This window comes from Pedobacter sp. GW822-FHT03F06, from assembly GCF_058801365.1.
In genome coordinates, this window is sequence record NZ_JBXANE010000003.1 from 54,064 (window position 1) to 71,891 (window position 17,828).

Below are 17,828 nucleotides of genomic sequence, written 5' to 3' on the forward strand. Positions count from 1 at the left end.
TAGAAAAGTCATTAATAAATTAAATTCACAATAACGAATTATGAAACAGCTATATTTAAGAGCTTTATGTATCATTTGCTAAAACGATGAAACACGATTTATTTTTTGAACAAGTTTGGGATTTAACCAGAGAAATACCCAAAGGCAGGGTAACGTCATACGGAGCAATTGCAAAAGCCATTGGCACGCCTAATCTATCGAGAATGGTTGCCAGAGCCATTGGTGCTTGCGGATCAGCACAGTCTCCTGTACCTTATTATAGGGTAATCAGCAGCAATGGCTTGCTCAGTGGCGATCCATCATCTACAGCCAAAAGACAAGAGCTGCTCGAACGCGAAGGGGTTGAAATTAAAAACCTGAAAGTTCAAAACCTTAAAAAGGTATTCTGGGATCCGTTAACCGACATGGAATAACTACGGCTGGCAAAGTTTCTGATCATCCATTTTTTATCTCATTGGCTTTTAACATGCTAAAATGCGGTTTTATATCAAATAAAGCATTTAGTAATTACAATAGCTTTCTTATCTTTGCAACCATCTGTTTTAAGTGGATAGCTAATTGGTACTGAAAATTGATTTTTTTCCAATATTAATTCAAAATTTAATCAGCTAATTATTTCTTTTTCATTAAAGCACCAAAATTTAATAATAACAAAAATGCAAAAGCATTACTTTTGCAAAAAATACCTGAAATGAGTATAGGATTATCAGAACAAGAAGTATTACGACGTGAGTCGCTAAAACAATTACGTGCGTTAGGCATCGAGCCTTATCCTGCAGAAGCTTATGAAGTAAATGCTTATGCGGCAGATATATTAGCCAATTATGAAGTAGATAAGACAGCATACAAGACCGTAGTATTAGCAGGTAGAATTATGAGCCGCAATATTATGGGTGCTGCGTCTTTTACAGAGTTACAGGATTCTACCGGCAGAATTCAGATCTATTTAAAGCGTGATGAACTTTGTCCTGGTGAAGATAAAACCCTATATAATACGGTATTTAAAAAACTTTTAGATATTGGCGATTTCATCGGGGTTAAAGGATATGTATTCACTACGCAAACAGGAGAAATCTCTGTACATGTTACTGAATTTAAGGTACTTTCTAAGTCACTGCGTCCACTACCAATCGTTAAACGCGATGATGAAGGCAATGTTTACGATGGATTTACCAATCCGGAATTGCGTTATCGTATGCGTTATGTAGATTTAACGGTAAACCCTGATTTTAAACAGATCTTCATTAAACGTAGCAAGGTGATTAATACCATGCGCAATTATTTTGATAACCAGGGTTGGATGGAAGTAGAAACACCTATCCTACAGCCTATTCACGGCGGTGCTGCTGCACGTCCGTTTGCCACACACCACAATACTTTAGATATGCCGCTTTATTTGCGTATTGCAAATGAGCTTTATTTAAAACGATTAATTGTTGCAGGTTTTGATGGTGTATATGAATTCGGTAAAATGTTCCGTAATGAAGGGATGGACCGTACGCATAACCCTGAATTTACTTCGATGGAAATTTACGTTGCCTACAAAGATTATATCTGGATGATGGCAATGGTTGAAGAATGTTTAGAAAAAGTAGCGATTGCTACAACTGGTGCAAGTGTAGTTAAAGTTGGTGCCAACGAAATTAATTTTGAGGGACCGTATGAAAAACTAACCATGTACGAATCGATCCAAAAATATACAGGAATTGATGTTTCGGCAATGACCGAGGAAGAAATTGCACAAACCTGTAAAGATTTAGGTATCGAAATTGATGATACAATGGGCCGCGGTAAATTAATTGATGAAATTTTTGGTGCTAAAGTTGAAGCGAATCTAATTCAGCCAACCTACATTACCGACTACCCTATCGAAATGACACCGCTTGCTAAAAAGCACCGTACCTCAGAAGGATTGGTAGAGCGTTTTGAGCTATTTGTTAATGGTAAAGAGATCGCGAATGCTTATTCAGAATTAAACGATCCTATAGACCAAAAAGAGCGTTTAGAAGATCAGTTAAAGTTAGCTGCCCGTGGTGATGACGAGGCCATGGCCATGGATGATGATTTCGTACGTGCATTAGAATATGGTATGCCACCAACTTCAGGTTTAGGCATTGGTATTGATCGTTTAGTGATGTTAATGACTAACCAAAGTACCATACAGGAAGTTTTATTCTTCCCGCAGATGCGCCCAGAGAAAAAGAAAATAGAAATGACACCTGAAGAAACAGAATTATATGCATTGGTTTCGGAAGGCGAACAATACCTGTTAACTGAAGTAAAAGGGAAACTGGCCGATTGGAGTAATAAGAAATGGGATACAACTTTAAAAGCTTTAACTGGAAAAGGAATTTTAAAAGTTGCCAAAACAGACGACGGCTTATTCTTATCGCATAAATAATCAATCTGAGACCCGAAAAAGGGAATTCTGGATTTGATTTTAACAAAAACATAACATAAACTTAAAAGGCTTGCTAACAATTGTTTAGCAAGCCTTTTCTATATTTACAGCAATCGATAATTAAAATCATTGCGATATGAATACGTCAAGTTTAGAAATCAACGAAAGAGAATACTGCATTAAATTAAGCAAAGATGCTTTTGATTTAACGCTGGTACGTCAGTTAATAAAAAGAATCCAGGCCGAAGCTTTATTCTTCTCAAGAGTACAAGCCGAAGAAGAAGATATCTTAAGCAAAAGAGCTCAAAGAGAAGAATTTGAAGGATTCGATTATTTAGGGGATAAATAATTGAGAATCGTCATGCTGTCCCGAAAGATTCGGGATCAAGCATCTATAAGACCCTGAAATAAATTCAGGATGACGCCCTAGTTGACTAATCCACCTCTAAAGTTCCTTCTACTGAATCATCCATTGTTTTTCCTGTAATTACCGACGCTGCCATCTTTAAAAATGCAACGGCAGTGCCGTGTTTGGTATCCCAATAATATCCTTCAGAAGGGATAACCTTGATTAAGGTAAGATCAGGATCGTCTTTTCCTCCCTGAAACCATGTTTTGATAAACGGGCTCCAAAGCTCATCAATTTTAGCCTGATCTCTGCTGATTTCAGAAATTCCATAAATATTTACAAAACCCGAGTGTGCACTCGCCTGAAACAACAAATGAGTAAAAGGATCAGTTGAAATCTCATTATTTTTATGACTGTCTTTCATGCTCATAAACCAAATATTTCCCTCATCATCGACCTGCTGAATGGCCATTGGCCTTACCGACAATGGTATGCCAGTTTTAATATTGGTACAGAAAAAACAGCTTTCTGCCTTTTCGGCTAGTGTTCTCAGTTTTTCGATGGCCGCTTTACCGTCCAAATCTTTAATATTATTTTCTTCCTGAGTATTGTTGGTACTCCCTTCTTGTGATGTTGCCATAGGTATAAGATTTTATATAAACTACAATAAAAAATAGCTTTTGGTTTTGATTTTTTGCGATGAGCGATAGGCGAAGGGCATTAAGTAGCGCGCATATCGTCTGATTTATTGGCCAAAAATTATGGAGTTTTAATCAAAGGCAATATCTTTAATTAATGGATATCAAAAAACCGAAAGCCTTTACTGCTGAAATCGAGATCATTGGCATCAATCCTTTTGTATTTATACCGGAAGAAGCATTAAACTATGTTTTCCATCAGGCAGGGAAAGATAAAGGTAAGCTTCCAATTACAATGAAAATTGATGGACATGAGTTTAAACAAACTCTGGTAAAGTATGCAGGCGATTGGCGTTTGTACCTGAATACCCCTATTCGAAAAGCGGCAGGCAAAGATGTTGGAGATACTGCAAGCTTCGAAATTGAATTTGATGCTGAAGAACGAACAATAAGGATAAATCCTAAGCTGGAGCAAGCTTTAGTAGAAAATAAACAAGCTAAGGATATATTTGACAGCCTTACCCCCCATTTACAGAAGGAGATTATGCGTTATATTGCCAACCTTAAAACGGAAGAATCGGTAAACCGCAATGTAAAAAAGGCTATTCAGTTTCTTTTGGGTAAAGAAAGATTTATTGGAAGAGATGGAATTTAAAGAAAAATGGTATCATAACTACAGCACCGCCATCCTCAACCCGTTATTGATTATAGTACAAAGGCCACTTGTTAAATGTCCTTTGTACTATAATTTTGTTTTACAACAATCCGCGTTTTTTAAGCATTGGTTTAATATCAGGATTATGTCCTCTGAAATTAAAAAACATTTTGCCAAGATCTTCGGTATTTCCTTTGGACAGAATCATATCCCTAAAACGCTGACCATTTGCCCTGGTTAATCCTCCATTCTCCTGAAACCAAGAAAAGGCATCATTTTCAAGCATAGAAGTCCAGCTATAGGCGTAATAACCTGCGGCGTAACCATTACTCCAGATATGCAGAAAATAACTAGAGCGGTAACGTGGCGGCACATACGATAAATTTAGATTGGTTTTCTTTAAAGCTTCGGCTTCAAATTTGTCTACATCCTGTAATGGTGAACCCGGAGAAATCGTATGCCACTGCATATCCAGATCGGCTGCTGCCAATGCTTCAGTAAAAATATACCCCTGGTTAAACGAACTCGCCTTTTTAATTTTATCTAACAAAGCCTGTGGCATCTGTGCCCCGGTTTGATGGTGAAGCGCATAATTCTTTAATATTTTTGGATCGGAAGCCCAGTGCTCATTAAACTGTGAAGGGAATTCTACATAATCGCGGGCTACGTTCGCACCAGAAAGACTGGGATATTGCTGGTTGGCAAACAGGCCATGTAAACCGTGCCCAAACTCATGAAACATGGTTGTAACATCATCAAAACTAATTAATGCTGGTTTTCCTGTTTCGGGTTTGGTAAAATTGCAGACATTATAAATAACCGGTATCGTACCGAATAGCTTAGATTGAGGCACAAGGTTATCCATCCAGGCACCACCATCTTTATTATCACGCTTATAGTAATCACAATAAAACAGACCTAGCTGTTTCCCATCTTTGTCTATCACATCAAAAACACGAACATCCTCCTGGTAAACAGGTAAATCTTTACGTTCTTTAAAAGTAATGCCATAAAGTTGTGTTGCGGCATAAAAAACACCGTTGATGAGTACTTTATTTAACTCGAAATAGGGTTTAACCTCGTTTTCATCTAAATCGAATTTTGCTTTGCGAACTTGTTCGGCATAAAAGTCCCAATCCCAGGGGGCCAATTTAAAGCCACCTTTTTGCTGATCGATTATAGCTTGTATATCTGCCGCTTCACTTTTTGCCTTAGCGGTAGCAGCCGGAATAACTTTACTAAAAAAATCTTCTACTGCTTCGGGTGTTTTAGCCATCTGATTTTGTAATTTCCAAGCTGCATAATTTTTAAAGCCAAGCAATGCAGCCTGAGCAGAACGGATCTGCGCAATTCTTGAAATTATTTTACGGGTATCGTTTGTGTCGCCTTTTTCTGCCCTGTTCCATGATTTGTTAAAAAGTTCTTCTCGCTTGGCACGATCGGCCATTGATTGCAATTCGGGCTGTTGGGTAGTATTTTTTAAACCTTTACCTGCCGCCTGTAACTGTGCAGTAAACTTTGCACTCAGGTAGCTTCTTCCTTATTCAGCTCTTTAAGCTTGTCTTTATCAGCATCAGATAGCTTTGCTCCTGCCAGTTCAAATTTTTGGTAATAATACTCCAGTAAGCGCAATGATTCGGCATCCAGTTTCAGCTGATCCTTCTGTTTGTAAAGGGCTGCTACCCGATTAAAAAGTTTGGTATTTAAATAAATCGCATCAGTATTTGCAGTTAATTTAGGCGCCTCCTCTTCTTTAACCTTTTGCAATTCGGGATTGGTATTGGCGCCTGTAAGTAGGTTAAAAACCACACTTGTCCGGTTCAGCAATTGTCCGCTTTTTTCGATGGCCAGAATGGTATTTTCAAAATCAGATGCTTCAGTCTGATCAGCAATTTTCTGGATTTCGTTCATCTGCTGCTTCATTCCTTCTTCCAGTGCGGGTTTAAAATCGCCATTTTTAATTTTGTCGAAGGCAGGAGTCTGAAAGGCAAGTTCGCTTGCTTTAAAAAAAGGATTTGCGGATGAAAAGCCTTCATTGCTTTCTTCAGCATCTTTTTTGTTATTGCAAGCACCTAGAATGGCTAAGAAGGCCAGCATGGGTAAATAAGATACTTTTTTCATGAATATTTAAAAGTTAGATTATTCATAAAAATAGTAATTTATACAGTGTAATTTTCAACAAACAAAACTGAGCTGAAACAAAAAAGCCATTCCGGTTAAGAAATGGCTTTAAAATTTTATCTGTAACGAACTTGCTGCTGCTTATCCATCATGCCCATCTGATCTTTCATTTGTTTAATCTGATCGGCTAGTAATTTATTTTTATCTGCTTTTTTCGCTTCGGCAAGATACATGGTCGCTTCGCGTTTGTTACGCTTAGCCATTGCAATACCCGCTAAACTTAATTTTGCTAAAGCAATGTTATGATCCATTTGCATGCCCAATGCAAGCGATTTTTTGAAATACTTCTCACTTTGCATCGGTGCCGTTCTGCTTTCAATTAATCCGATCAATAAATTATAATAACCATGTTGAACTTTAATCAACTGCGTTTCGTAATTGGTAATCCGATCTAAAAACATTTTTGCTTTAGGCATGTTATCTTTTCTAAGAAACCATTGTGCTAAAAGCATATTCTCGTTAAAGAAATAAGTTACCAGTACAATTATTCCCAATAAAATGGCAACAATACCCCATGGCCAAAAGCCGAAAATAAATAAAGCTACTGCGCCACCCAGTAAAGCAAACCCCGCAATTAATCTGATAATATTTGGCATAATTTTATTCTAATTATTTTTTTTTGCAAATATCGTGTTTAAATGGCAGAAATTAGATTTTAAAACAATAATTTCATTAAAAATTTAAAAGCTCAAAAAAACCGTCTCTTAAATATGAAAATCCTATTATCCATCACCCTAATTGTACTTGCAATGAATGTTTCTGCACAAGAAGTTAATAAAAAAATCCACGATCAAGTCCACAATAAAGATATTCTGATTAACGCCTGTACGCGTGAAGGAATTACTGCTTTTCCTGAGTTTAAAGAAATGTATGATCCACTTTACGCGGCATATATACCCGATGCAGCAACCATGATTGAGCTAAAAAAACTGGTTAAAAACGAAAAAATAAAAATCGTTCTAGGCACCTGGTGTGGCGATAGCAAAGCTAACGTGCCAAATTTCTTTAAAATTTTAGATGCCCTACACTTTAAAGGGAAAAACGTTGAAATTATTGCGGTTGATGGAAATAAGAAGGCTGAAAATGGCATTCTGGATGGTCTGGATATTGTAAGGGTACCAACTTTTATTGTTCTTGATAAAAAAGGAAAAGAACTTGGACGGATTATAGAAGGACCAAAAACAACACTGGAGGGTGATTTACTGGCAATATATAAGAAGAAATCTTAAACTTTTTGAGAAGATTTGGGTTCATGGTTTAATGGTCGATGGTTGATGGCCAAAGAGTTCAGAACCTAATAGCTTAATACTTACGGACTCATAGTTTAATAATTTACAGCTAATGGTACATGGTCTAAACTGAACACCCAAACCATTGACCATAAACTATCAAACCATCAACCATATTACATACACATCTTACATAAAAAAACATGTCTGCAGCATTAGAACCAGGTTGGTTAGCCGTTTTAGAAGAAGAATTTGAAAAAGACTACATGAAAAGCCTTAAGTCTTTTTTACAGGAGGAGAAAAACAATGGCGCAGCGGTTTACCCAAAAGGCAGTGATATTTTCAACGCATTAAACACCACGCCATTTGATCAGGTAAAGGTTGTGATTTTAGGTCAAGACCCCTATCATGGTATTGGCCAGGCGCATGGTCTATCTTTTTCGGTACAACGCGGTGTAGCCATTCCGCCATCGTTAAAAAATATTTACAAGGAGTTAGAAACTGATATTGAAGGTTTTAAAGCACCAAACCATGGGCACTTAACACATTGGGCAGAACAGGGCGTACTGTTGTTAAATGCAACTTTAACCGTTCGTGCTTCGGAAGCAGGCTCGCACCAAAACCGTGGCTGGGAAATTTTCACGGATGAAATTATTAAGGCTTTATCTCAAAAACGCGAACATATTGTGTTTCTTCTGTGGGGTAAATATGCGCAACAAAAAGCGGCTTTAATCGATCAGAAAAAACATTATGTACTTACGGCTGCCCACCCATCACCATTTTCGGCTTACAATGGCTTTTTTGGATCGAAACATTTCTCTAAAGCAAATCAGCTTTTAGTACAGAACAATTTAAGCCCCATCGACTGGAACTTACCAACCTAATGAATACCTATTTTATCAGCGGTTTAGGTGCCGATAAAAGGATTTTTTCAAAGCTGAAGCTTAATGAAAATATCAATATGATTCATATCGATTGGATTATTCCGAATAAAAATGAGTCATTAGCTTCTTACGCCCAACGATTAAGTAGCGTAATAGACTTAAGCCAACCCTTTGCTTTGGTTGGCGTTTCTTTTGGAGGGATGATTGCTGTAGAAATGGCTAAATTATTAACCCCTGCAGCAACGATTATCATTTCGAGTACTATGTTAAGTACTCATCTGCCTGCATTATACCGCTTTGCAGGGAAACTTGGACTGTTAAAATTTATTCCTGCTAGGCTCTTAAAATCATCGAATAAACTTACTCAGAATTACTATTTCGGCACACGTTCCAATAGTGAGAAAACTTTGTTGGGCAAAATTATAAAAGATACCGATCCTTATTTTTTGAAATGGGCAATCGGAAGTATTCTAAGCTGGAGCAACAAAATCAAACCTAAAAGCATCTACCATATTCACGGCACCAATGATAAAATTTTATATTCAAAAATTGCTCAGCCAGATTTTATTATAGAACATGGAACGCACTTTATGGTTTATCAAAATGCTCAGGAAATTTCGGGAATTATTGATAAATTGCTCTTGTAATTCTACCAACTAACGAATTACTTAAAAATCATCCTAAAAACATTATTAACTAATTAATGGATTTTATGGTGATCAATAAAACTTTTCTCGACCAATTAGAATACAAGGTTACAGGTGCTTGTATAGAAGTAAATAGAATTCTCGGCCCTGGCCTTCTCGAAAGTCTTTACCAGAAGTGCTTAATGAGAGAACTACAGCTACAAAACATAAATTTTACCGGTGAACATCCTATTATACTTTCTTATAAAGATGTGCTACTAAATACAGAACTCAAGGTAGATTTAGTGATTGAAAACTGTCTGGTATTAGAACTAAAAGCGGTTGAGCGTATATTACCCATTCATGAAGCACAGATTTTAACCTATATGAAATTATTAAAAATACCAAAAGGACTGTTGATCAATTTCAATTCAACCAATATAGTTCATAACGGAAAAAAGAGTTTTGTTAATGAACTTATGTACGATATAAACCCTTAAACATAAAAGCATGAATTCCCAACTTAGATGATCTCAGGTGACTTAGGTGGTAAAAAAAATATGGACCACCTTAGTCATCTTAGGACACCTTAGCATTTTAGGTTGCCATAATTACTTAATGTTAATACTCCAGCGGTACTATCGGTTCTTTTTTCGTGGTCGACATGATCATCATCGTTTGGAAAGTTTTAACCACGGAAATCTTACTGATCTTATCCATAATTAAACGTTCGTATGCTTTAATGTCTTTCACATAAACTTTTAACAGAAAATCGGCCTGACCAGTAACATGGTGACACTCAGTAATTTCCTTGATTTGGTTTACTTCATCCAAAAAGATCTGAATGGTGTTATTTTTATGAAAATCGAGTTGAATCTGAATAAAGGTTTTTATACCTAAACCCAGCTTTTCTTCGTCTACCAACGCATGATAGCTTTTAATATATCCTGCCATTTCAAGCTTGCGTACACGTTCTAAAGTTGGTGCAGGTGATAAACCAATTTCTTGGGATAAAAGCAAGTTGGTAATTCTTCCGTTCTCTTGAAGAATTCTTAAAATTTTAAAGTCAATTTTATCTAATTCAGATGCCATATGGTGTTAAAGGTATTTGAGAATGCAAACATAACCAAATTATATTCTAAATTTTAACATAATTTATCATATATATTTTAAATAAAAATTTTTAGATTTACCTAAAAATAAAATTAGATAAATATAAATGCAAAGTTACACGGAAGAGAACTATCTAAAGACTATTTATCATCTGGCAGAGCAAACAATAAACGTTCAAACCAATGCCATTGCAGAGCAAATGCAAACCAAACCGGCATCTGTAACCGACATGATCAAGAAATTAGCCGATAAAGGTTTGGTTGATTACATTAAATATCAAGGCGTTACTTTAACCGAAATAGGAAAAAATACAGCGATAGATATCGTGCGTAAACATCGCTTATGGGAAGTTTTTCTGGTTGATAAATTAAACTTTAAATGGGATGAGGTACATGATGTGGCAGAAGAATTAGAGCATATTAAATCAATTGAGCTGATTGAAAGACTAGACGAATTTTTAGGCTTTCCAAAAGCCGACCCTCATGGCGACCCCATTCCCGATAAAAACGGAAGATTTGCCAAAACCCAGTTTATTAAATTAATCGAACTAAAAATAGGCGATCAGGGTACCATTACAGGTGTTACCCAGCATAGCTCGGCATTTTTAAAACATTTAGAAAAACTAGGCTTAACCTTAGGCAAAAAAATCCAGATCAGCGATGTGACCGATTTCGATGGCTCGGTAGAAATCGTTTTATCCGATAAACAAGTTAATATTAGTAGAGAAGTTGCAAAACATATTTTAATCAGCAGTAATGGCAAAAACTGAATCGTTAAGTGAAGTACATCAAAGTGTAAATACAGATAAAAGAAAAGGCTGGAGGAGAATTTTAGCTTTCATTGGTCCTGCTTATTTAATTAGTGTTGGCTACATGGATCCCGGTAACTGGGCAACCGATTTAGCGGGTGGTAGTAAATTTGGCTACCAATTAATCTGGGTTTTATTAATGTCGAACCTCATTGCATTACTATTACAATCGTTAAGTGCCCGTTTGGGAATAGTAAGGGGACTGGATTTAGCGCAGGCGTCTAAACAGGCATATCCGCGCTGGGCCAATATTCCATTATTTGGCTTAGCACAAACCGCAATTATAGCCTGCGATTTAGCCGAAATTATAGGGATGGCCATTGGTTTACAGCTCCTTTTTGGATTGCCACTAATCTGGGGTATTTCAATTACCATTTTCGATACCATTTTACTGCTCTTTTTACTCAATAAAGGCATGCGGGCCATGGAAGGCTTTATCGTTTCGATGGTTTTTATTGTTGGGATTTCCTTTCTTGTTGAAATGTTTATTGTAGAGCCTTCACTTAAAGAGGTAGCCAAAGGTTTTGAGCCCTCAATATTAAATGGTGATGCACTTTATATTGCCATCGGGATTATTGGTGCCACTGTAATGCCGCATAACCTGTATCTGCATTCATCTTTAGTACAAACCAGGAAGATTGAGCGTAGCAATAAAGGAATTAAGGAGGCCTTAAAATTTAACCTCATTGATACAACGGTTGCATTAAACCTTGCTTTTTTTGTTAACGCCGCCATACTGATTCTTGCTGCAGCTGCCTTTTATAAAAATGGACTACACGAGGTAGCCGAAATTCAGGATGCACATAAACTACTTTCGAACATTTTTGGCAATGTTGCCCCAACCCTATTTGCCATAGCATTAATCGCCGCCGGGCAAAGCTCTACTGTTACCGGAACTTTAGCAGGACAGATTATTATGGAAGGCCACATTAACTTAAGGATTCAACCTTGGTTACGGCGCATGATTACACGTCTTTTGGCGATTATTCCTGCATTTTTCACGATATTACACTACGGCGAAAACGCACTTGGTGGCTTGCTGGTATTGAGTCAGGTGGTATTAAGTTTGCAATTGGGTTTTGCCATTATTCCCTTAATTCATTTTACATCAGATAAAAAACTGATGAAAGACTTTGCAATTAAACCCTGGGTTAAGGTATTGGCATGGGCAAGTGCGCTAGCTATTATCGCATTGAATGTAAAACTGGTAATTGAAGAAATAAGTGGCTGGGCAAAAGAGGCTAACAGTTGGTGGATTTATGTGATTGTAATACCGGCATTAATCCTGATCGTTTTACTCCTGCTTTATATTTTCTTCCACCCGTTATTAGAAAAGAAAAGAAATGCTTCAAAACAGCTTGTGCCCCATGGGAATGCTCTGGATATTGGAAAAATAGACAAAATCAGTTACAAGCGGATCGGAATTGCCGTAGATTTCTCTAAAAACGATCGAAACACGATCCGGCATGCTTTAATTCAGGGTGGTAAAGAGGCACACTATTACCTGATCCATATTGTAGAAACTGCTGCTGCCCGCTATCTTGGTAATGAAGTAATGGACCATGAAACGCAGAGCGATGCTGCTAATCTGGAGAAATACAGGACTAACCTGGAAGATCTTGGATATGATTCTACACCTTTTATCGGTTTTGGCAGTACTGGTAAAGCCATAGCCGATATCAGCAACAGAAATGAGATGGAGCTACTGGTAATGGGTGCACATGGCCATAAAGGCTTAAAAGACCTTATTTTCGGCACCACGGTTGATTCAGTACGGCATAAGGTAAATATTCCGGTTTTGATTATCCGGTAATTTTTTAGACCTGTCCTTCAACTTATAACTTACTCATGGTTATAAATAATTAACCACAGATCAAAAGAATGAATACTGATATCAAAATCAGTGTTTATCTGTGTAATCTGTGGCTAAAAAATTAAGATTATTTACCTACTACCGTCATTAGCTTTTTTACGCCACCATCTCCCGATTGGTACATCAGTAGTTTACCAGCTGAAGAATATAAGTACATTGATGGGTATTGCTTTGGCAAAAAGGTTGGGATAAACATGCGTTTTTTATCCTGCAATACCAGTACATTGGGCTTGGTGTTTAAACCCTTGGCATAAGAATTGAAAAACTGCGGAATGATATACTCCTCATCCATGGTAATCATGTAAATATTAATGTCTTTAAATTTGGCGTAATTGGCATTCAGATTTTTACTTTCCCGCTGGCAATGCTCACAAGTACAATCAAATAAGATAAATAGGTTCTTTTTTCCTTGTTTAATATCATTATTTGAAAACGGTTTTCCATCCAGTTTGTAAAAGGTGAATTGTGGCAATAAAGTAGGTTGCTGTGCTTCTACCCGAAAAGTAACGGCTAACAATAAGATTAAAAGTAGGTTCCTGAATTTCATTTTTGAGATTTAAAGTCCAAACTTAAACGAATAAATACGAACATAATAATATATCCTTAGCTTTTACAAACAGATGAACATTTTTATCCAAGAGAAGTCAAATATGCACATTGTTCAGAATCGTCACCCTGAATTTATTTCAGGGTCTATTTATATGAAAGATGCTGAAATAAATTCAGCATTACGATCGCATTAAACACGAAATAAATTAAAACTAAATTATCACATCATTTTTTAGGATATTTGCAACCCGGCATGTATATTTTATACCATTGCTGAATATTACAACAACATATACTTTATTAAAATTTTGAAAAACGACATCAACATAAAGAATAAAAGAGCATATTTCGACTACAATCTTTTAGATAAATACGTAGCAGGGATTGCGCTTTTAGGAACTGAAATAAAAGCAATCAGACAAGGTAAAGCCAACATGACCGATGCATTTTGCATGTTTATTGGGGGTAACCTTTATGTGCGCAACCTTCATGTTTCGGAATACTCACACAGCTCTTTCTATCATCACGATATTAAACGCGACCGTGCTTTACTACTGCAGAAAAAAGAAATTAGAAAATTAAAGCTTAAAGGCGAAGAAAAAGGTTATACCATAGTTCCATTACGCATTTTCATCAATGAAAGAGGTTTCGCTAAAATAGAAATTGCACTGGCTCAAGGTAAAAAAGAATTCGACAAACGCGATAGCATTAAAGACAGAGATACCAAACGTGAGTTGGATAGAGCGATGAAGAGATAGGTTAGTCTACAGTCATGAGTCTTTAGTCCTGAGTCCAAATCGACTAAAGACTGAAGACTTCGGACTAGGGACTTAAACTACTACCACGCCTGGTCGCCCACTAAAGGCACAAACCTAAAGGTATCTAACACAATTTTTTCGTAATCGGTTTCGCTTACGCGGATAACAGTAACCATTTTCTGGGTTTTCTCATCTCCTACCGGGATAACCAGAATGCCGCCTATTTTTAATTGTTTTAATAATATCTCCGGAACCAAAGGAGCACCTGCAGTAACGATTATTTTGTCGTACGGCGCGTGGGCAGCAATTCCTTTCGAGCCATCACCACAGTAAAAAGTAGGCCGGTAACCCATTCCTGGTAAAACCTGAATGGTTCTATTGTAGATATTTTCTTGTCTTTCGATGGTAAAAACATTTGCGCCAAGTTCCATTAAAATACAGGTCTGATAGCCCGAACCCGTTCCGATTTCGAGTACCTTATCGCCCTTTTTAATATGCAAAAGCTCACTTTGGTAAGCAACAGTATAAGGCTGGGATATAGTTTGTCCATCACCTATTGGAAACGCAATATCTTTGTAGGCTTGGTTCCAAAAAGTTTCATCAAAAAAGAAATGACGTGGAACTTTACCTATGGCCGTTAACACATTTTCATCTTCAATTCCGCGAGATTTTAACAACTCAACCAGTTTTTTTCTCGCTCCACGTTCTCGGTAATTATCAACAAATTTATACGCCATGAGCTTCAAAATTAGCTTTTTTTAACGGTGATACAAGATAAAGAAATCCACATTACCGTAAGTAACACTAAATCAAAACTTAAATTAGTAATTAATACGGATCTACATCTATTTGTGTAAAAACCCCTTTAAATTCTTTGGTCGCATTAAATTGGGTCAGGGTTTCTCTTAATGCATCTTTAACTTTTTGAATGGCAGTATGCTTATCAGCCTTGATAATGATCTGTTTGATATAAAGATTCCGTACACGACTTACTAAAGGTTGCTCCGGACCTAAAACGCGTTTACCAAATTTCCCTTTAAGGATATTGGCCAGCGTGAATGCTGCGTGATCTAATACATGAGAATCTTTATGTTTTACATACAAAAATATCATTCTGGAAAAAGGAGGGTACAAGAATTTCTCACGCTCAACGATTTCGTCGTTGTACATGCCCTCATAATCGTTGTTCACTACTTGCTTGATAATACGGTTTTCGGCATCATAAGTCTGGATACAGACATTCCCCTGATCGGCCCTTCTACCTGCCCTACCTGCAACCTGCGCCAACAACTGGAAACTTCGTTCGTATGCACGGAAATCGGGGTAACCTAAAAGCGTATCGGCATTAATTACCCCAATAAGGTTCAGGTTATCGAAGTCTAATCCTTTAGCCACCATTTGCGTACCGATTAAAATATCGGTTTTCTTCTCTTGAAAGTCGTTTAAGATCTGTTGGAGCCCATTCTTTGTCCTTGTACTGTCCATGTCCAACCTGGCAATGGTAACTTCTGGGTAAAGTAACCTGAGCTCTTCTTCAATCCTCTCGGTACCAAATCCTTTTTGCTCTACATGCACCGAGCCGCAGGCCGGACAGATATTTACGCTACTTTGTTGATAGCCACAATAATGGCAATGTAATTTTCCACTGCTTTTATGATAGGTTAAACTTACATCGCAGTTTACACATTTTGGTGTATAACCACAGGTAGCACAGATTAAAATGGTGGCATAGCCCCTTCTGTTCTGAAATAACACAATCTGTTCGTTTTTAGAAAGCGCCAGATCGATATCTTTGATCAATACACTCGAAAAATACGAGCTCATTGTTTTTTTCTTCGTTTCTTCCGAAATACTTACCACCTGCTGGTTCGGAAGCTGAACACCGCCGAAGCGCTCTTTCATCTCTACAAGTCCATATTTGCCTTGTAAAGCATTATAATAACTCTCTAAAGATGGTGTAGCCGAACCTAAAACAACCTTAGCCTGATGCAGATAACCAAGATAAATGGCCGCATCCCTGGCCTGATAGCGTGGTGCCGGGTCGTATTGTTTGTAAGAGGGTTCGTGTTCTTCATCAACCACAATTAATTTAAGATGTTGAAAAGGAAGAAAAACGGCTGAGCGGGCACCAAGAATTACCTTGTAAGCACCTGTCCGCACTTTATTCCAAATTTCTACCCGCTCACTGTTGTTGAATTTAGAGTGGTATACCCCTATTGAATTACCAAAATAACGCTTAATCCGTTCTACAATCTGTGTTGTTAAGGCAATTTCGGGCAGCAAGAACAATACCTGTCCATCTGTATTTTGAATGATTTTTTCAATCAGCTTGATATAAACCTGTGTTTTTCCCGATGCGGTAACGCCATGTAGCAAAACCACCTCCTTCTCTTCAAAGTATTGGTTAATTTGGCCTAATGCTTTCTGCTGTCCTTCGTTCAGTTCGAAATTCACACTAAACTCTTCATCATGAGCGGCCAGGCGACTAACCGGTCTTTTCATCACCACAAAAATATCTTTATCGGTTAAAGCTTTTAATGCCGCTGGTCCACAATTGCTCTCTTCCAGAAGCTGTTCTTTAGAGATCGGCAGATTTGATTTTTGTAATTTCAGGTAAGCCAGTAAAGCGTCTAATTGTTTAGGCGCCCTATCCAAAACATTAAAAAGCTGTTTCAGATTTTCTTCATCGCTATAAAAATCATTTAATATGATGAACGATTTAAGCAAAGGTTTATATTTCTGCACCACCTCCTCGGCTATCAGGATCAATTCTTTATCGAGCAAGTGATTGATGATCGGGTATACGGTTTTCTGCCCAAGAAGCTTGGAAACATCATTAACAGTAAGTTTCTGCTGCTGTTTCAGTGCATTGATAATGATTTCTTCCTTATCGGTAAGTTCGGTATCTTCATTGTAATCATCGCGAAGAATCAAGATCGTTTCGCTGGCCAGCTTTAAACTTGCAGGCAAAGCAGCCGCCATTACATCACCTTCATTACACATGTAATAATTGGTCATCCATGTCCAGAATTTAAGCTGCATGGGTGTAATTACAGGCTCAGCATCTACTATATCGATAATATATTTTGCCTCATAAACCGTTGGTGGTACGGTGCTGATGCCGCTGATTAAAGCGGTATAAATTTTATGTTTGCCAAACTGAACCACCACACGTTTTCCGACGGCAACCTGGTCGTTTAAATCGAAAGGTACCCGATAAGTATAGTTTTTCGCCAAAGATAATGGCAAAATAACTTCAACAAAAAGTGTTTCTCTTTCTGCAAAAATATCGTTTTCGAAAGTATCCATTATTTATCTTTAAATGCAGCAAAAAAGAGCATTATCCATCCCAATACAAATAAAAGCCCACCAATTGGCGTTATTGGACCAATAAATTCAGTAAATCCTAAGTGTGATATGCTTCGGGTGGCCAATAAATATAATGACCCAGAAAAAAGGATGATTCCAAATGTAAAGCAGAAATAAGCGATATTAATGAGCTTGTTTCTGTAGCGTGCGAAGGTAGAAAGGTACAATAGTGCAAATGTGTGATAGAACTGATAATCAACACCTTTTTGCCAAATTTCTAATGATGGTCCATCAATTAGGGCCTTTAGGCCATGCGCACCAAATGCCCCCAGCAAAACAGCAACAGCCCCAAAAAAAGAAGCAGTAAGGATTATTCGTTTATTCATAGTTATTTGCAAGTAGCAATCGCTAAATTAATAAATTGACAAAGAACTTCTCACTAATCAATGTAATAA

Annotated in this window: 20 protein-coding genes; 11 read left to right on the plus strand and 9 right to left on the minus strand. The window is 37.3% G+C overall.

What is annotated here, in order from left to right; all coding sequences use genetic code 11:
* The first annotated feature begins 86 nt into the window (after positions 1 to 86).
* The 3 genes from AC1RJ8_RS05705 to AC1RJ8_RS05715 all read left to right on the plus strand — a co-directional run bounded on the left by AC1RJ8_RS05705 (position 87) and on the right by AC1RJ8_RS05715 (position 2,750).
* Positions 87 to 413 carry an MGMT family protein gene (locus AC1RJ8_RS05705; RefSeq protein WP_492953222.1) on the plus strand — a complete coding sequence of 109 codons (327 nt, stop codon included), beginning with the start codon at positions 87 to 89 and terminating at the stop codon, positions 411 to 413.
* A 278-nt stretch (positions 414 to 691) separates the two neighbouring features.
* Positions 692 to 2,401 (plus strand): lysine--tRNA ligase, encoded by a 1,710-nt coding sequence (lysS, locus tag AC1RJ8_RS05710; protein ID WP_492953221.1) that lies wholly within the window; start codon positions 692 to 694, stop codon positions 2,399 to 2,401.
* Between the two features lie 136 nt (positions 2,402 to 2,537).
* On the plus strand, positions 2,538 to 2,750 hold the full coding sequence (locus tag AC1RJ8_RS05715; RefSeq protein WP_029275714.1) for a hypothetical protein: 213 nt from the start codon (positions 2,538 to 2,540) through the stop codon (positions 2,748 to 2,750).
* A gap of 85 nt (positions 2,751 to 2,835) precedes the next feature.
* On the opposite strand, the gene AC1RJ8_RS05720 is transcribed toward AC1RJ8_RS05715, so the two are convergent.
* Positions 2,836 to 3,390 (minus strand): pyridoxamine 5'-phosphate oxidase family protein, encoded by a 555-nt coding sequence (locus AC1RJ8_RS05720; protein WP_492953220.1) that lies wholly within the window; start codon positions 3,388 to 3,390, stop codon positions 2,836 to 2,838.
* Positions 3,391 to 3,545: 155 nt separating this feature from the next.
* On the opposite strand from AC1RJ8_RS05720, the gene AC1RJ8_RS05725 reads away from it, so the two are divergent.
* A complete protein-coding gene (locus tag AC1RJ8_RS05725; protein ID WP_492953219.1) occupies positions 3,546 to 4,043 on the plus strand; it encodes a YdeI/OmpD-associated family protein in 498 nt (165 codons plus the stop codon).
* 100 nt (positions 4,044 to 4,143) lie between these two features.
* On the opposite strand, the gene AC1RJ8_RS05730 is transcribed toward AC1RJ8_RS05725, so the two are convergent.
* The 3 genes from AC1RJ8_RS05730 to AC1RJ8_RS05740 form a co-directional block, all read right to left on the minus strand.
* Positions 4,144 to 5,490: a M3 family metallopeptidase gene (locus AC1RJ8_RS05730; protein ID WP_492953218.1), complete on the minus strand. Its 1,347-nt coding sequence runs from the start codon at positions 5,488 to 5,490 to the stop codon at positions 4,144 to 4,146.
* A 77-nt stretch (positions 5,491 to 5,567) separates the two neighbouring features.
* A complete protein-coding gene (locus AC1RJ8_RS05735; protein WP_492953217.1) occupies positions 5,568 to 6,164 on the minus strand; it encodes a hypothetical protein in 597 nt (198 codons plus the stop codon).
* Positions 6,165 to 6,280: 116 nt separating this feature from the next.
* A complete protein-coding gene (locus AC1RJ8_RS05740; RefSeq protein WP_029280631.1) occupies positions 6,281 to 6,820 on the minus strand; it encodes a DUF2892 domain-containing protein in 540 nt (179 codons plus the stop codon).
* A gap of 114 nt (positions 6,821 to 6,934) precedes the next feature.
* Between AC1RJ8_RS05740 and AC1RJ8_RS05745 the strand changes: the two genes are divergently transcribed.
* From AC1RJ8_RS05745 to AC1RJ8_RS05760, 4 genes are all read left to right on the plus strand, one after another.
* Positions 6,935 to 7,453, plus strand: a complete 519-nt coding sequence (locus AC1RJ8_RS05745) for a thioredoxin family protein (protein WP_215128348.1) — start codon at positions 6,935 to 6,937, stop codon at positions 7,451 to 7,453.
* Positions 7,454 to 7,656: 203 nt separating this feature from the next.
* On the plus strand, positions 7,657 to 8,337 hold the full coding sequence (gene ung / locus AC1RJ8_RS05750) for a uracil-DNA glycosylase (protein WP_492953216.1): 681 nt from the start codon (positions 7,657 to 7,659) through the stop codon (positions 8,335 to 8,337).
* Positions 8,337 to 8,984 carry an alpha/beta fold hydrolase gene (locus tag AC1RJ8_RS05755; protein ID WP_492953215.1) on the plus strand — a complete coding sequence of 216 codons (648 nt, stop codon included), beginning with the start codon at positions 8,337 to 8,339 and terminating at the stop codon, positions 8,982 to 8,984. The genes ung and AC1RJ8_RS05755 overlap by 1 nt, the downstream gene beginning before the upstream one ends.
* Before the next feature lie 65 nt (positions 8,985 to 9,049).
* A complete protein-coding gene (locus tag AC1RJ8_RS05760; RefSeq protein ID WP_493008032.1) occupies positions 9,050 to 9,463 on the plus strand; it encodes a GxxExxY protein in 414 nt (137 codons plus the stop codon).
* A 121-nt stretch (positions 9,464 to 9,584) separates the two neighbouring features.
* On the opposite strand, the gene AC1RJ8_RS05765 is transcribed toward AC1RJ8_RS05760, so the two are convergent.
* Positions 9,585 to 10,055 (minus strand): Lrp/AsnC family transcriptional regulator, encoded by a 471-nt coding sequence (locus tag AC1RJ8_RS05765; RefSeq protein WP_025142637.1) that lies wholly within the window; start codon positions 10,053 to 10,055, stop codon positions 9,585 to 9,587.
* A 127-nt stretch (positions 10,056 to 10,182) separates the two neighbouring features.
* On the opposite strand from AC1RJ8_RS05765, the gene AC1RJ8_RS05770 reads away from it, so the two are divergent.
* Both AC1RJ8_RS05770 and AC1RJ8_RS05775 read left to right on the plus strand, forming a co-directional pair.
* Positions 10,183 to 10,845: a metal-dependent transcriptional regulator gene (locus tag AC1RJ8_RS05770; RefSeq protein ID WP_492953213.1), complete on the plus strand. Its 663-nt coding sequence runs from the start codon at positions 10,183 to 10,185 to the stop codon at positions 10,843 to 10,845.
* The gene (locus AC1RJ8_RS05775) at positions 10,832 to 12,697 is read left to right on the plus strand and encodes an Nramp family divalent metal transporter (protein ID WP_492953212.1); all 1,866 of its coding nucleotides are present in this window, start codon (positions 10,832 to 10,834) and stop codon (positions 12,695 to 12,697) included. Before AC1RJ8_RS05770 ends, AC1RJ8_RS05775 begins: the two co-directional genes overlap by 14 nt.
* Positions 12,698 to 12,824: 127 nt before the next feature.
* Here the strand turns inward: AC1RJ8_RS05775 and AC1RJ8_RS05780 are convergent, their stop codons facing one another.
* Positions 12,825 to 13,304: a TlpA family protein disulfide reductase gene (locus tag AC1RJ8_RS05780; protein ID WP_492953211.1), complete on the minus strand. Its 480-nt coding sequence runs from the start codon at positions 13,302 to 13,304 to the stop codon at positions 12,825 to 12,827.
* Between the two features lie 310 nt (positions 13,305 to 13,614).
* Between AC1RJ8_RS05780 and smpB the strand changes: the two genes are divergently transcribed.
* Positions 13,615 to 14,064, plus strand: coding sequence for an SsrA-binding protein (smpB, locus tag AC1RJ8_RS05785; RefSeq protein WP_208745894.1), 450 nt, complete (start codon positions 13,615 to 13,617; stop codon positions 14,062 to 14,064).
* Positions 14,065 to 14,144: 80 nt separating this feature from the next.
* Here the strand turns inward: smpB and AC1RJ8_RS05790 are convergent, their stop codons facing one another.
* From AC1RJ8_RS05790 to AC1RJ8_RS05800, 3 genes are all read right to left on the minus strand, one after another.
* A complete protein-coding gene (locus AC1RJ8_RS05790) occupies positions 14,145 to 14,801 on the minus strand; it encodes a protein-L-isoaspartate(D-aspartate) O-methyltransferase (RefSeq protein ID WP_029279871.1) in 657 nt (218 codons plus the stop codon).
* A 91-nt stretch (positions 14,802 to 14,892) separates the two neighbouring features.
* Positions 14,893 to 17,373: a replication restart helicase PriA gene (gene priA, locus AC1RJ8_RS05795; RefSeq protein WP_492953210.1), complete on the minus strand. Its 2,481-nt coding sequence runs from the start codon at positions 17,371 to 17,373 to the stop codon at positions 14,893 to 14,895.
* A complete protein-coding gene (locus AC1RJ8_RS05800) occupies positions 17,373 to 17,759 on the minus strand; it encodes a DUF423 domain-containing protein (RefSeq protein ID WP_029279875.1) in 387 nt (128 codons plus the stop codon). The genes priA and AC1RJ8_RS05800 overlap by 1 nt, the downstream gene beginning before the upstream one ends.
* Positions 17,760 to 17,828: the final 69 nt, after the last annotated feature.